Raw genomic sequence first — 14,231 nt, forward strand, 5'->3', positions numbered from 1 at the left:
GCGCACACGGGCGTGCGTCGGTCCCGCAGCGGCGATGCCAGGCGAAATTAGCATGGGTTGCGACCTTTCGCTGGTATCGGCGCCGCGGCGGCCGACGTCGTCCGCGTTGCGCGGTAGGACTCTATTGTCCGTTACGACAGGCAAATCCGGAATTCGGCGGACCCCGTTCAGCGACCCGGCCCGGCCAGCCCCTCGTACATGCGCTCGGTGGCCTCGGCGCCGTGCCCGTCGGCGATCTGGCGGTCGACGAGCGCCTGCACCGGTCGCAGAACGTCGAGCGCCACTCCGGCGTCGCGGCCGGACCGCACGATCGCGTCCAGCGCCTTCTTGGTGAATCGCAGGTCCTGCACGGGTTTGCCGTAGTCACCGCTGTCGATCACGCGGCCCTGTTCGGGCAGTGTCGACGACACCGCGGAGAACCACGCCGCGGCGCGGTTGCCGAAGTCCTCGGCGGAGCCGCCCACCGAGCGCACCATGGCCGCGCCGTGCTGGAATCCGGCGAACATGATGTACATGCCCGCCAGCAGCGCGAAGTCGTAGAGCGAGGCCATGCCCGCGTCGTCACCGAAATACTCTGCGGCGCCGAGCAGTTCGAGCGTCGGCCGGTGCTCGTCGAACACCCGCTGCGAGCCGCTGTAGAGAATCTTGGACCCGGGGCCGCCGATCATGTCCGGAACGGCCATGATGCCGCCGTCGAGATAGTCGATGCCGTGCCCGGCCGCCCAGCGCGCCAGCTCCCGCGCGTCCTCGGGCGCGGTGCTGGTGAGGTTGACCACCGCCCGCCCGGCCAGCTCGCCGGCGATCGGATCGAGGGTCTCGTGCACCGAGGCGTGATCGAGCAGGACCACCACGACCAGGTCCCCGGCCCGCACCGCCGCGCGCGCCGAATCGGCCCGTGCCGCTCCGGCCGCGACCAGTTCGATGTCCTTGCCCGCGCTGCGATTCCACACCGTGGTCGGGTGCCCGGCCGCGAGGAACGCCGCGGCCAGCGCACCGCCCATCGCACCGAGGCCCAGTACCGTCACGGGAGTCCGCGAGGTTGTCGTCATATGCCGGTCAGCTCCTTCGAAAACGAAACGAGTGGTTTCGCGCGCGCTGACCTCAGATTTGCCCATACCCTGCCGCCGGACAAGTACTTACAATTTCGTCGGGTACTCACCGGAAGGTATGTGAACAGGTGGGGGAATCGGGCCCGGCGAAAATTCGACCAAACCGTTCGGCGGGCAGGTCCGACTACTGGATGGTGTCCGGTGGTTGCCTCGCGGCCTGCCGGGCACTGTCTCGGATACAACCGGCGCCGATGGACGGACGCACCATGAGCCGCTTCCGTCCCTCGGCGCCGGCCCCGAAAAGGTATGGGGCGCAAGCTCAGTTCTGCCGCGGCAGCAGTTCCGTGATGAATCCGTCGAGGAACTCGCCGACCGGAGTCTCCCCGACCGTGCCGACGACGAACTTGCTCAGCCCGGCCTCCAGGTAGCCGTCGATCAGCCGGTGCAGTTCCTTCCAGCTGCCCGCGACGAGATCCGACGGGTCCACCCCGGGCCTGCGGCGCACGATCGCGACCGCCAGGTCGTCGGGCAGGCCGTCCGGCGCCAGCAGCACGCTGGTACCGAAATGGTCGGCCTCGATCTCGCGGCCCGCCTCGGCGGCGGCCGCCTGGATCGTCTTGCGGCCGTCCGCCGCCTCGGCGGGCGTCAGGAAGCTGCCGAGCCAGCCGTCGGCGAGACGGCCGATCCGGCGATACGCCGCGGGCGCGGAACCGCCGAGCCAGATGTCGAGGGGCCGCGCGGGGCGGGCGCCGAGACCGGCGTCGCCGACGGTGAAGAACTCGCCCTGGAAAGCGAACCGGTCACGGTCGAGTGCGGTCCGCAGCAGCCGCAGGGATTCATCGAACACCGCGCCGCGCTTGCCCTGTGGCACGGGAAACAGCTCGCGTTCACCGGCGCGCGCCGGTTGCAGGCCGAAGACCGGCAGCACCCGTTTGGGCGCCAGCCCGGCGAGCGAGGCCAGCTGCTTGGCCACCAGCACGGGATGTCGGCCCGGCAGAATCGCCACCGAGGTGCCGACCTTCAGCCGAGTGGTCCGGCCCAGCGCGAACGCCATGCCGACGAACGGATCGACCGACCTCGAATACACCAGCTCCGACAGCCACAGCGAATCGACTCCGGCCGACTCCAGCCGGTCCACGAGGGCCGCGAACTCCTCCGGACCGGTGCCCGAACTCGTCCCGACGCCGAAACGAATCTTCACTCGCCTACTCCTCCACCGGTCGGGTCGATCGTGCCAACCGTCCGCGGCGCGCGATCCATTCCCGGACAGCAGGAAACCCGCGCGGCTGGGCCCTGGAGGGCCCGGCCGCGCGGGTCGGAGTCGAGGACCGGTGGTCACCGCCGGAAGACTATGTCCTCTGGCCCAACGGTCACCGCCGTAAGACGCTGCCGTCGGGGACCGGTGGTCACTCTCAGAAGGCGCTGCCGGTCGACGGTCCGCGGCCGTACCAGCCCGGGTTGTATCCGCCGTACCAGCCGGGGTAGTACCCGCCGTACCAGCCACGGTGACCCCAGCCGCGGTGGCCCCAGCCACCATGGCCCCAGCCGCGGTGGCCCCAGCCACGGCCGTGGATGTCCTGCGCGGCCGCGTCGCCGGGGGCGGCGGCGGGCTGCTGCTCGACCACGAGCGGCACCCCGGCCTCGGGAGCGGCGAACGCCGGCGCGGCGACCACGATGGGTGCGGCGACGACAGTCAGAGCGGCGACGACCCGGAACAGACGCTGCCGGGAACGTACGGTTGTGTGATTCCGAGACATCGGAACGTCCTAACCTGCAATAGATTTCACGGATGGGCGACCGCCGCGGCCAGGCAGCCGCACGAGCCATCCCTTACCCTGAACAATGTACCGTTGTTTAACGGCACGTTCAATAGTGGGGTACCGGGAAATCTCGCCCGGCCGGTTACCCCCGCCGCCCCCGCAGGTAGTCGCTCACCACGGCCGCGCCCAGCCCGTCGAGATCCGGCGCCACCACACGCCCGCCGCTGCGCCGCGCCATCAGATCGACGAACGCCGCCAGCCGCGGATCCTCGCCGAGCATGAACACGGTGACCGACGCGCCCAGTTTGGCGAGGGCGTCCACCTGGGCCATCGTCACGCCCAGCGTGCGCGGGTCCGGCGGCCAGTCGAAGTAGGCCTCGCCGTCCGGTTCCAGGTGCGCGGTGGGCTCGCCGTCGGTGACGACCAGCACCACGGGCACCGCGTCCGGATGCCGGCGCAGGTGCCGCCCGGCCAGCAGCAGCGCGTGGTGCAGGTTGGTGCCCTGCTCCCAGACCGGTTCCAGCGCGGTCAGCTCACCGAGGTCGACGGTGCCCGCGTAACGGCCGAAGGTGATGAGATCGAGTGCGTCGGAACGGAATCGGGTGCCGATCAGGTGGTGCAGCGCCAGCGCGGTGCGCTTCATCGGCACCCACCGGCCGTCCTGCACCATCGACCAGGAGGTATCGACACACAGCGCGACGGCGGCCCGCGCGCGCTGCTCGGTCTCCATGATCTCGACGTCGGAAACGTCCAGTGTCACCGTGCGACTGCCCGTGGACGCCGAGCGCAGCACGGCATTGCGCACGGTGCGCGGCACGTCCCACGGCTCGGTGTCGCCGAATCGCCAGGCGCGCGCGGCACCGGTCGGCTCGCCCGCCGCCCCCGCCCGCGCGGTGTCGCGCTCGCCGCGCCGGGAACGCAACTGCCCCACCACATCTCGCAGCGCCGTTTCGCCGAGTCGCCGCAACGCCCTGGGCGTCAAACGCAGTGCGCCGTCGGGCGCGCGCTCGAACAGGCCCTGGCGGCGCAGTTCCCGCTCCAGCTCGGCCAGCCGGGCGGCATCCACCCGCGCGTCGTCGCCGAGCTGGCGGGCCAACGCGTCGAGGTCGATGTCCTCGAGTCGCGCACCCGGATAAGACTGGCCGAGTTGCTCTGCGAGAGCGTCCAATTCGGCCAGGTCCTGTAGCGCCTGGGCGCCCTCGCCGAGCCCCAGCGGGTCCTCCCCACGGAAGCGCTGCGCCGACTCCCAGTCCTCGCCCGGCCGCAGCGCGCGCAGGTTGGCGTCCAGCGCGGCGACCTGTGCGGCGATGCGCGGATCACCGAACGCCTGCCCGGCCAGCTCGGCCAGTTCGGCCCGCTGCTCGGCCGACATCGAATTCATCATGCGCTGGGCGGCGGCCGAGCGGGCGGCGAGCGCATCGATCAATTCGTCTGTGTCGCGCGGGTTCTCGGGGAAGAACTCGCCGTGCCGGGCCATGAAGTCGGCGAACTGCCGGGTGGTGTCGTCACCGCGGGCGTGCGCCGCGAGCAGGTCGTTGAGATCCGACATCATCTCCCGGATGCGCTCGACATCCTCGGGCGTGGTGCTCTCCAGCGCCTGCTTCATGCCCTGGAAACGCGATTCGAGCAGGTCCCGGCCGAGCAGGTCGCGAATCTTCGCGTAGTTCTCCCGGCCGGTCTCCGAACGCCAGGTGTACTCCGACAATTCGCCGACCGCGGCGGCCGTGCTCGACGGCAGCGCGTCCAGTTGCGCCTCGGCGAAACGGGCGTCGTCGGACGGGTCCGGGAACAGGGCACGGCGTTCGGCCTCGAGGGCCTGGTCGAGCAGTTCCCGGATCTGCTGCAGCGACCCGTCGAGCCGGTGCCGCCGGGAGATCTCCGCACGACGCTGCCACAACCGGCGGGTCAGCTCGTCGAGGCCGCTGGTGTCGCGCATGCCGCGCCGCAGCAGCTCCTCCAGCGCGGAACGCGGTGAGCTGCCCTCCATTACGTCGCGGCCGATCTGGTCGAGCGCCTCGCGCAGGTCCAGCGGCGGCGCCAGCGGATCGGGGCCCTCGTGGTACGGGCCGTAGGAATAGCGATCGGGCAGGGTCATGATGCCTCACAGGCTGGAACGGTCACCGGCCGTACACCGTCGTGCCCTCGTCGGAGTCCTTGGCGATCTGCCGGGCCAGATACAGCGACTCCAGCGCGAATTCGACGGCGGCGGCGATGCGGGTCGGGGAATCCTCGGCGCCCACCCCGAGCCGGGTGGCGACCTCGTGCAGCACCGGCAGTTCGGGCAGCGCCGCGAGCACCTCCTGGCCGGGCACCCGCTCGCCGGTGGTGACGAGGTTGCCGTCGCCGATCGCCTCGGCCAGCGGTCGCAGGTTCAGTCCGCCCAGCCGCTCGCGCGCGGTCTCGGCGAACGAGCGCCGCAGCAGATGCGTCAGGTGCTCCTGCTCGCGTCCCTCCTCACCGGATTCGAATTCCAGCTTGCCGCGCAGCACGGCGGGCACGGACTCGAGATCGACCGGGCGGGCGACCGCGGGCCGCTCCCCCGTGATCGCGGAGCGGCGCAGCGCGGCGGCCGCCACCGTCTCGGCCGCGGCGACCGCGAACCGCGCGGACACGCCGGAACGCTGGTCGATGGCGGCCGATTCGCGCAGCTGCCGCACGAACCGGGCGAGGACCTCGATCAGCGGATCGCCGACCTCGGCCACCAGGTCCGCCTCCTGCCGGACCAGATCCACCTCGGCCTCGATGCTCAGCGGGTAGTGGGTGCGGATCTCGGCGCCGAACCGGTCCTTCAGCGGGGTGATGATGCGGCCGCGGTTGGTGTAGTCCTCCGGGTTCGCGGTGGCGACCAGCAGTACGTCCAGCGGCAGGCGCAGGGTGTAGCCGCGCACCTGGATGTCGCGCTCCTCCATCACATTCAGCAGCGCGACCTGAATGCGCTCGGCCAGGTCGGGCAGCTCGTTGATGGCGACGATGCCGCGGTGGGCGCGCGGGACCAGGCCGAAGTGAATGGTCTCCGGGTCGCCGAGACTACGGCCCTCGGCCACCTTCACCGGGTCGACGTCGCCGATCAGGTCGCCGACGGAGGTGTCGGGGGTGGCGAGCTTCTCGGCGTAGCGTTCGGAACGATGCCGCCAGGCGACGGGCAGGTCGTCCCCGAGTTCGGCGGCCAGCCGCCGACCGGCCGGGCTGATCGGCTCCAGCGGGTGCTCGCCCAGTTCGGCGCCCGCGATCACCGGCGTCCACTCGTCGAGCAGGCCCGCGAGGGTGCGCAGCAATCGGGTCTTGCCCTGGCCGCGCTCGCCCAGCAGCACCACGTCGTGCCCGGCCAGCAGCGCGCGCTCGAGTTGCGGCAGGACGGTGCGGTCGAAGCCCACGATGCCCGGCCACGGATCGCCGCCGGAACCCAGCAGGGTCAGCAGGTTCTCGCGGATCTCGGTCTTGACGCCGCGCGGCTGGTAACCGGCGGCGCGCAGCTCGCCCGCGGTGCCGGGCAAGTGTTCTGGAACAGTCACGACATCGACGCTACGACGATTTCGCCCTCCGGTCGACGTGGAGTAACTCCAGCGAACCCGCTCACCCGGCCTCGTCCACCAGGTTTCGCGGCGCGGCCAGCCGCCACGAGTCGGTGACGATGGCTTTCAGCTCGTCGCGATCGTCCAGCGCCGCCAGCCGCACCCGCACCCAGGCGTTGTTCGCCTCGTGCGCGGCGATCCAGAATTTGGCGGGCTCGGCGACGACCAGTTCGTCGCGGTCGACGATCGGGCAGCGCACGGCCATCGACGTCTCGTTCTCGGGCAGGGTCAGGAACAGCTTGCCCGCCACCCGGAAAATCGGCATACCCCAGGCGAATTGCTCCGACGTCTCCGGCAACGACAGAGCAAAGGCGCGGACCTCGTCCCCGGTGGCACTCATGCCACGTATCTTTCCAGGCGAGCCCACCGTGGGATTTTCGGGCGAATTGTGAGATTTTTCAAGGCCGCTGAAAACCGGCACGGACGATCTTGCGCCGATGTAGGTTCGAGCCGCAAACGATCGGACGCCACGATCGGCGCGGTCGCCGGGCGAGCCGGAAGGCGGTTGGAGATGCAGCACACTGCCGAGGTCAGCGGATGGGCCGTCGCCGGGGCCATCGGGATGGTCGTCTGGATGGTGGTGATGTGGGCGGGGGTCGCCGTCCTGTTCCTGTGCCTGCGTAAGCCGTTGCGGCCGTGGATGTTCCAGACCGGGCTCGCTGTCGTCGGACTGGGCGTGCTGGCGCAGCTCGGGCACTTCCAGGAGCACGTCGCCCAGGTCGCCTACTGGGTCGGGCATTCCAACGAACCGGGCTGGATGACGCCGTGGGGCACCGCCCTGGCCAACGGGTTCGGCCAGGTGGACCATATGAAACCCGCATTGGGCATGGAGATCCTGCACCTGGTCGGCAACTTCCACTTCCTCGCCGGGCTGGCCGGTGTCGCCCTGATCACCCGGCACGCGGTGGCGAGCCGGGCGCGGCGCTGGGGGCGGATGGGCGTGCTGATGCAGGGCATCCACGGGCTCGAGCACATCGCCCTCACCGTGTCGGTGCTGTTCGGGGCCAAGGCGATCGGTCTGTCCACCTGGTTCGGCCTGCTCGACGCCGGGCCCGGCCTCTGGACCTACCGCGTCTGGTGGCACTTCTTCGCCAACGTCATCGGCACCACGATCTTCGCCATGGCGCTCTACCACCTGTGGCGGGAGCGGGCGGCCATCGCCGCGCCCTACTACGCCGCGACCACCGGCAAGGCCGCGACCACGACCACGGCCGACGAAGCGGTCCCGGCCCTCACCTAGTATTGAAACAGCACTCTTCGCGCCCTCGTCATCCCGGGTGCGGTATCAGCCGGGGAGCTGCTCCAGCCTGAGCAGCCGCGCCAGCACCGCCGCCTGGTCGGCGAAATGGGCCAGGAATTCCGGGGATCGGGGGTCGACGCCGCACACGCCCTCGACCACCTGCGGCAGCGTGGTCGGCGCCATCGCGGCCGCCATCAGCATGACCAGCAGGCACGCTGGGTCCACCTCCTCCGGCAGGTGGCCCGAATCCCGCAGTGCGCGTAGCTCGTCGACGCTCTCGCCCAATATCCGCGCGCGCGGTTCGTGGTCCGGGTCGCTGTCGGGCCCCGTGTACTGCAACCCGCTCCAAGCGAGCAGGCGCGCGCCGTCCGGATTGTGCACCGCCTCCATGGCATAGCGGCGCAACTGTTCGGGCAGCGGCGTGCCCGGTGGCACCAACTCCCGCCGCCGCTCCTGCCACTGCTGCGAAACAGCCTGGTACAAGCCTTCTTTGCCGTCGAAGTAGTAGGAGATCAGCTGCACGTTGACGCCCGCCCGGGCGGCGATGGCACTGATTCGCGCGCCCGCGTACCCGTGCGCGCCGAACTCGGCGGCGGCCGCGTCCAGGATCAGCGCGCGGGTGCGTTCCGGATCGCGCTGCCGCTCCTGCGGCTTGGGGGACCTGCGGGGTTTCGGGACGGACACACCTCGGATCATACCTCCGCCTGCTTTTCTCAATCCTCTACATGAACTAATCAAACAAATACTTGACAGAGTTGTGCGAGCGATTGACGATGAAATGGTGGCGCGGGCGACAGCACCCGCCGGAGGACGAAGGATCCCGAAATGCCTGACGTACCAAGAATTCTCATTGCCGGTGCGGGCGTCGGCGGGCTGGCGCTGGCCCAGGCGCTGCGGCAGGGCGGGCTGGCGGTCGCCGTCCACGAGCAGGACCCCACGCCGCAGACCCGCAATCAGGGCTACCGGCTGCACATCGACGCCGACGGCAACGCCGCACTGCGCGCCTGCCTGCCGCCACAGACGTTCGACCTGGTGCGCCGCACCAGCGGCCGCAACGACGACGTGCTGGGCATGTACACCCACCGCCTGGAGCAGGTGATGGTGCAGCACTTCCCCGGTCTCACCGACGACGAGATCACCAATGTCGACCGCAACGTCTTCCGCCGGGGTCTGCTCACCGATCTCGACGTCCGATTCGGGCACACCCTGACCGGATACGAGATCACCGAATCCGGCCGGGTGCGAGCGCATTTCGCCGACGGCACCGCCGACGAGGGTGACCTGCTGGTGGGCGCCGACGGTGTCGGCTCGGCAGTGCGGCGGCAGTTGCTCCCGCATGCCACGGTGCGGGATCTGGGCATCCGCTGTGTCTACGGCCGGATGGTGCTGACGCCGGAGACCGAGGCGCTGTATCCGGCCGCGATCCGGCGCGGGTTCAACTGGGTCTCCGACGACACCGGATTCGGGGCCGGATTCGCGCCGGTGCGCTACCGTTCCCACGTCGACGGCGCGCCGGACTACACGATGGTCACCCTGCTCGCACGCCCGGAGCGGTTCGGCGTGCCGGACGCGGAACTGTTCACGCTGCCCCCGGAGAAGCTGTGGCAGCTCACGCTCACCGCCACCGCTGGATGGCATCCGGAGCTGCGGGAAATCTTCGCCCACGCCGAACCCGGCACGTTCTTCACGATCGCGTTGCGGGCCGGGCAACGGGTCCCGGCGTGGCCGTCCGGCCCCGTCACCCTGCTCGGCGACGCCATCCACACCATGCCCCCGACCGGTGGCGTCGGCGCGAACACCGCCCTGCGGGACGCGGCGACCCTCGCCGGAGAGTTGCTCGCCGCGGCGCGCGGCGAACAGTCACCGACCGAAGCGGTCGCCGCCTACGAAACCGTCATGCTCCCACGCGGTTTCGACACCATCGATGCCTCGCTCCGGATGGCGGATCAGCTCTTCGGCGCACAGCCGGAGTCGGACCGACCGAAAACGGCGATAACACGCTCGTAATATGGACGCTTGCTCGAATTCCCGCGTCCCGCACCGTATTTCCGCGACACGTCGCGACTCGCCGAGACGTTCGCTACCGGAAACGTGTCGAACATGTATTTTGTTCGAGACGAATTCGGTTGTACCTCTTGTACATTGAGCATCATTCGGGACCTTCGGTCGATGTTGTCGTTCGGGGGCGAGTAGTCCCGGCACATTTCCATCCAGGGCAGGGGAGATATGTGCCGAGGACCGGGCTCGTCCGTGGTGGGAATAGGACACACCAATCAGCAGTGACCGGGAAGGCGAAACGGGAAACCGTTCGGATCCGGCCGAAAGCCCAGCACATGTGCCGGAATTCGTGCCGGAACCTTCCCGAATCGGCAACACCGGACGATCGGAAAGGGGACGAATCTATGGGGGACAGCAGCATCACACGCCGTGAGCTCGGGCGGTTGCTCCGCGAGGCGCGCGAGGCGATCGGGCTGACACTGGACAGCGCCTCCCGGCTTTTGGATTGGGGCACGAGCACGTTGCAGCGATACGAGAAGGGTCAGAATCAGAAGATTCGAGACCGCGACCTGGATGCGATGATCGAGATCTACCGCATCGATCCGGAACAGGGCGAGGCGCTGCGCGGTCTGGCCAAACAGGCAGCGGAGAAGTCGTGGTGGCACGAGTTCGGCGATCTGATTCCGGCGAACTTCAGTGTGTTCATGGGGTTGGAGTCGGCGGCAGAGAACTTGACGACCTATCAACCGGACCTTGTTCCGGGCCTGCTGCAGACGGCGAACTACGCGAGCGCACTGGCTCGGCTCTCGAATCCTGGTGACACGGACGAGGAACATGAGCGTCGCATCGAAATGAAGATGCGGAGACAACACCTGATCACTCGAAGGATCAAGCCGACGCAGCTCACCGTGGTACTCGGTGAGACGGTGCTCCGCCGAGTGATCGGCGGTGGGTCGATCATGGCGGCTCAGCTGAAGCATCTGGCCGATATCGGCACCCGGCCCAATGTCAGCATCCGCGTGCTGCCGTTCGCTTCCGGCATGCCGACGGGCGACTTGATCGGAACGTTCGTCATCCTCGAGTTCCCGGAGGACAGCCGAGGTGCGCCGATCGAGCCGACGATCGTCTACGCCGAGAACTACACCGGCGACATGTACTCGGAGAAAGTTGGCGTCGTGCAACGGTATTGGGCAGCGTACGAACGCATTCGGCAGGTAACGTTGGACGAGGTCGGCAGCAGGGCGCTGTTGCGCAATATGGTAAGGGAGTACCAGCGTGAACGTTGATCTATCCGGAGCCCGGTGGTTCAAGAGCAGCCGCAGCGGTGGGTCGAAGGACTGCGTCGAGGTCGCCTTCCTCGATCAAGGCTTGGTCGGTGTCCGGGATTCCAAGAACCCGTCCGGCCCAGCACTCGTCTTCACCCCGGGCGAGTGGGACGCCTTCGCGGCGAGCGTGCGAGGCGGCACGTTCCCCGCCTCCGGTGAGTAGTTCCGGCGCACCGCCGGGCGAAGAGAGTACCGAACGGCCTCGTACCGAACAGGATTCGGTGCGAGGCCGTTCGACCGGAGCACGGTCCGCGGGGTCAAGCCGGACGTGCCGATCCGTTCAGGTTCAGCGACGCCGAGAACTACACGAGCGTTCGTCTCGGCGAAAGAAGGCGGCGCGCAACGGTATTGGGCAGCACGAACGAATCTGGCATGTAGCGTTGAACGAGATCGGCCGCAGGACACTGTCCCGCAGACCAAGGGAGTACCAGCGTGAACGTTGATCTATCCGGAGCCCGGTGGTTCAAGAGCAGCCGCAGCGGGGCTTCCAAGGACTGCGTCGAGGTCGCCTTCCTTGAACAGGGCTTGGTCGGTGTCCGGGATTCCAAGAACCCGTCCGGCCCGGCATTGGTCTTCACCCCGGGCGACTGGGACGCCTTCGCGGCGAGCGTGCGAGGCGGCACGTTCCCCGCGTCCAGCGAGTAGTCCCGGCACAAGCCCGGCGAAGCGAGTACCGGAACGGCCTCGCACCGAACAAGATTCGGTGCGAGGCCGTTCGACCGGAGCACGGCCTGTGGGGTCAAGCCCGGTGTCCCGACCCACTCAGGTTCAGCGGCGCGGAGGGCGGGAAGCTGACCGGCAATGCCGTCAATGCCCGGTGGAAGGGACCCGGACGCCAGGCGGGCGCGCCCTCCGAGACGTCGAGGGTGATCTCGGGCAGCGCGTCGAGGAGCTGGTCGATGGCGTCCTGGGCGATCAGGCACGCCAGCGATTGCGCGGGGCAGGCGTGCGGGCCGATGCCCCAGGCCAGATGGGAGCGATTGCCCGTCAGGGCACCCGTGCGGATGGCGGGATCGTTGTTGCAGGCGGCCATGCTGATGACGACCGGCTGATGGGCCGGCAGCCAGACGCCATCGATGAGGATCGGCTGCCGGGGATAGGTGATCAGCAGATTCGCCAGCGGCGGGTCGTCGAACAACACCTCGTCCAGGGCGTCGCGGGAGGACAGGCTCCCGCCCAGCACGCTGTCGCCGAACCGATCGTCGGTGAGGATCACCAGCAGGGTATTGGCGATCAGATTCAGTTCGAATTCGATGCCCGTCCCGTAGACCTGGGACACATGATGCGATACCTCCACATCGTCGAGCGCCGACGAATGCTGTTGCAGCACAGAGGTGATGTCGTTACCCGGCTCGGAGCGTTTGAGAGTCACCAGACTCATCAACGCCTCCCCGAGGATCCGGTTGCCTTCCTCGGCGTCGACGCCCTCGAGCAACGCGGCCGTACCGGCGGCGACCTGCTGCCCGATCTCGGGCGGGCAGCCGAGCATGTAATTGACGACCTCGAAAACCAGCGGATACACGTACTGACTGATCAGCTCGGCCCGGCCGTCCTGGCAGAAACCGTTGATCAGCGGAATCGCGATATCCTCCACGATCCCGTGCAGCGCGTACAGATCCACGGTGTCGATGCCCGCCGTGATCGCCTGCCGATACCGCGCGAAATCCGCCCCGGTACTGCGGCTGGCCATCGGACGCCATTCCAGCAGCGGCAGGATCGGGCAGTCGGCGGGCACGGACTGCTGCCAGACGCGCGGGTCGGCGGGAAAATGCTCGGGGTCGTTGAGAATTCGCACCGCGGTGCGGTAACCGATCACCAGCGTGGCCGGTACGCCGGGCGCCAACTCCACCGGAGCCAGCGGGCCGTACTGCGCCCGCATCTCGCGGTAGACATCGTGGGGGTCGGCGGCGAACTCGGGTGAGTACAGGGCCACCCGGGGGCCGTCGGAATCTATCGGTGAATTGTGAATAACGGGACACGTCTGCCCGCGCGTCCCGGAATGCGAGGTACTCAACAATAACTCCAGACTATTCGGATCGAATGTGGAGAGAAGGTGATCGCCCGCCGATCAGACACCGAGAGCGGTCAACGCGTCGTGATCGTCGATCGCCGTGGTGATCCGTTTCAGCAGCGTCAGGCATGTTTCGGTGGATTGCATCTTGGGCTGATAGGCCGCCCGGCCGATCGTGAAAGCCCATGCGGCATAGGCGAACATCGACTGCTGGCGGTAGAGCAGCCAGGCGTCATCGAAGGACGGCGCCGCACCACCGGCCTGCCCCAGCTCGTCGAGGTAGGCCGCCAGCAGGTCGCGGTCCCACGCGCGGCGGTCCTCGGGCTCGCACCCGGAGTTCACGGCGTAGGCGAAATCGTGTGCCCAGCCGCCGCGCATCACCACCTGCCAGTCGACATGGCCCATCCGGCCGTCGCGGGTCACGTAGGTCTGCCCGATGTGCGGGTCGCCGTGCAGCAGGGTCGGGGGAATGTCGTGGGTGGCGATCTCGATCGCGCGCTCCACGCCCGCCCACAACCGCTCGCTCTGCCCGTGCAGGGCCTCGGGCACGACCTCCGCCGCCCGCTGCAAGCCGACCTCGCAGCGCTTCTTCATATCGATCGCGGCGAGATAGGCGTCGAGCATGTAGGCGGGGGTGTTCAGGACCGCGATGGACGGGTCCGCCCAGAACGTGCGGTGTAGTCGGGCCAGATTGCGGACCAGGTCTTCGATCTGGTCGCGGGCGATGGGAGCGGTCGGCTCGCTGAACACCGCGCCGCGCGTCGCCGCGATGTTCTCCATCAGCGCGATCGACCGCCACGACGACGGATCGGAGACACCCCAGTAGCCGATGGGGGCCTCCAGATCGACTCGCGGGCGGAAGTCCCTGAAGAAGCGGGTCTCCCCCTCGATCATCTGACCGCCGCCCAGCAGGATCCGCTGACTGAACGCGGTGGTGGTCTTCGCGAACAGTTCGGTGGGCAGGCCCGCCGCCACGCCCGCGTCGTTGTACTCGACCCGGATCGCTACCCGGGTCGACGTGCCCTGGCTGCCGTCGGCGTTATCGAACGACAGCACCTCCGCTCCCGGCACGTCACGGCACAGCACCGCCGTGAGCCATTCCGGGGTGATCGTCTCGCCCGAGACCGGCACGTCGTCGATGGACCGCGCCTTGGGCCGGGTGATCTTCTCGCCTAGTAGGTGAGCACCGACCACGACGGATCGCCCGAGCAGCCAGAGCTTGTGGTTCATGCGCTTGCCTCTGTTCCGAAGTACGACAACACCGTCCGAGCCACCC

General features: G+C 68.6%; 14 protein-coding genes. 5 read left to right on the forward strand and 9 right to left on the reverse strand.

Annotated elements, in window-relative coordinates:
- Positions 1-167: 167 nt before the first annotated feature.
- From NWFMUON74_RS24160 to NWFMUON74_RS24185, 6 genes are all read right to left on the reverse strand, one after another.
- Complete coding sequence (locus NWFMUON74_RS24160) at positions 168-1,049, reverse strand: NAD(P)-dependent oxidoreductase (protein ID WP_187684074.1); 882 nt, start codon at positions 1,047-1,049, stop codon at positions 168-170.
- Between the two features lie 319 nt (positions 1,050-1,368).
- The gene (locus NWFMUON74_RS24165; RefSeq protein ID WP_187684075.1) at positions 1,369-2,250 is read right to left on the reverse strand and encodes a TIGR03854 family LLM class F420-dependent oxidoreductase; all 882 of its coding nucleotides are present in this window, start codon (positions 2,248-2,250) and stop codon (positions 1,369-1,371) included.
- Between the two features lie 211 nt (positions 2,251-2,461).
- Positions 2,462-2,806: a hypothetical protein gene (locus NWFMUON74_RS24170; RefSeq protein WP_187684076.1), complete on the reverse strand. Its 345-nt coding sequence runs from the start codon at positions 2,804-2,806 to the stop codon at positions 2,462-2,464.
- Positions 2,807-2,951: 145 nt separating this feature from the next.
- Entirely contained in the window at positions 2,952-4,904 is a 1,953-nt protein-coding gene (locus NWFMUON74_RS24175) for a vWA domain-containing protein (protein WP_187684077.1), read from the reverse strand.
- A gap of 22 nt (positions 4,905-4,926) precedes the next feature.
- Positions 4,927-6,321 (reverse strand): ATP-binding protein, encoded by a 1,395-nt coding sequence (locus tag NWFMUON74_RS24180; RefSeq protein ID WP_187684078.1) that lies wholly within the window; start codon positions 6,319-6,321, stop codon positions 4,927-4,929.
- 61 nt (positions 6,322-6,382) lie between these two features.
- On the reverse strand, positions 6,383-6,721 hold the full coding sequence (locus tag NWFMUON74_RS24185) for an MmcQ/YjbR family DNA-binding protein (protein WP_187684079.1): 339 nt from the start codon (positions 6,719-6,721) through the stop codon (positions 6,383-6,385).
- A 171-nt stretch (positions 6,722-6,892) separates the two neighbouring features.
- Here NWFMUON74_RS24185 and NWFMUON74_RS24190 point away from each other — a divergent pair, with 171 nt between their 5' ends.
- Positions 6,893-7,621 (forward strand): DUF6008 family protein, encoded by a 729-nt coding sequence (locus NWFMUON74_RS24190; protein ID WP_197986905.1) that lies wholly within the window; start codon positions 6,893-6,895, stop codon positions 7,619-7,621.
- A gap of 45 nt (positions 7,622-7,666) precedes the next feature.
- Here the strand turns inward: NWFMUON74_RS24190 and NWFMUON74_RS24195 are convergent, their stop codons facing one another.
- Positions 7,667-8,305: a TetR/AcrR family transcriptional regulator gene (locus NWFMUON74_RS24195; RefSeq protein WP_187684080.1), complete on the reverse strand. Its 639-nt coding sequence runs from the start codon at positions 8,303-8,305 to the stop codon at positions 7,667-7,669.
- 141 nt (positions 8,306-8,446) lie between these two features.
- On the opposite strand from NWFMUON74_RS24195, the gene NWFMUON74_RS24200 reads away from it, so the two are divergent.
- The 4 genes from NWFMUON74_RS24200 to NWFMUON74_RS24215 all read left to right on the forward strand — a co-directional run bounded on the left by NWFMUON74_RS24200 (position 8,447) and on the right by NWFMUON74_RS24215 (position 11,589).
- Positions 8,447-9,628, forward strand: coding sequence for an FAD-dependent oxidoreductase (locus tag NWFMUON74_RS24200; protein WP_187684081.1), 1,182 nt, complete (start codon positions 8,447-8,449; stop codon positions 9,626-9,628).
- A 395-nt stretch (positions 9,629-10,023) separates the two neighbouring features.
- Positions 10,024-10,905, forward strand: a complete 882-nt coding sequence (locus NWFMUON74_RS24205) for a helix-turn-helix domain-containing protein (protein WP_187684082.1) — start codon at positions 10,024-10,026, stop codon at positions 10,903-10,905.
- Positions 10,895-11,107: a DUF397 domain-containing protein gene (locus NWFMUON74_RS24210; protein ID WP_187684083.1), complete on the forward strand. Its 213-nt coding sequence runs from the start codon at positions 10,895-10,897 to the stop codon at positions 11,105-11,107. The genes NWFMUON74_RS24205 and NWFMUON74_RS24210 overlap by 11 nt, the downstream gene beginning before the upstream one ends.
- 269 nt (positions 11,108-11,376) lie before the next feature.
- Complete coding sequence (locus NWFMUON74_RS24215; protein ID WP_187684084.1) at positions 11,377-11,589, forward strand: DUF397 domain-containing protein; 213 nt, start codon at positions 11,377-11,379, stop codon at positions 11,587-11,589.
- A 94-nt stretch (positions 11,590-11,683) separates the two neighbouring features.
- Here the strand turns inward: NWFMUON74_RS24215 and NWFMUON74_RS24220 are convergent, their stop codons facing one another.
- Positions 11,684-12,877 (reverse strand): cytochrome P450 family protein, encoded by a 1,194-nt coding sequence (locus NWFMUON74_RS24220; RefSeq protein ID WP_342452772.1) that lies wholly within the window; start codon positions 12,875-12,877, stop codon positions 11,684-11,686.
- A gap of 135 nt (positions 12,878-13,012) precedes the next feature.
- Positions 13,013-14,185: an aminoglycoside phosphotransferase family protein gene (locus NWFMUON74_RS24225; RefSeq protein WP_187684086.1), complete on the reverse strand. Its 1,173-nt coding sequence runs from the start codon at positions 14,183-14,185 to the stop codon at positions 13,013-13,015.
- Between the last annotated feature and the right edge of the window lie 46 nt (positions 14,186-14,231).

This window comes from Nocardia wallacei (assembly GCF_014466955.1).
GTDB lineage: Bacteria > Actinomycetota > Actinomycetes > Mycobacteriales > Mycobacteriaceae > Nocardia > Nocardia wallacei.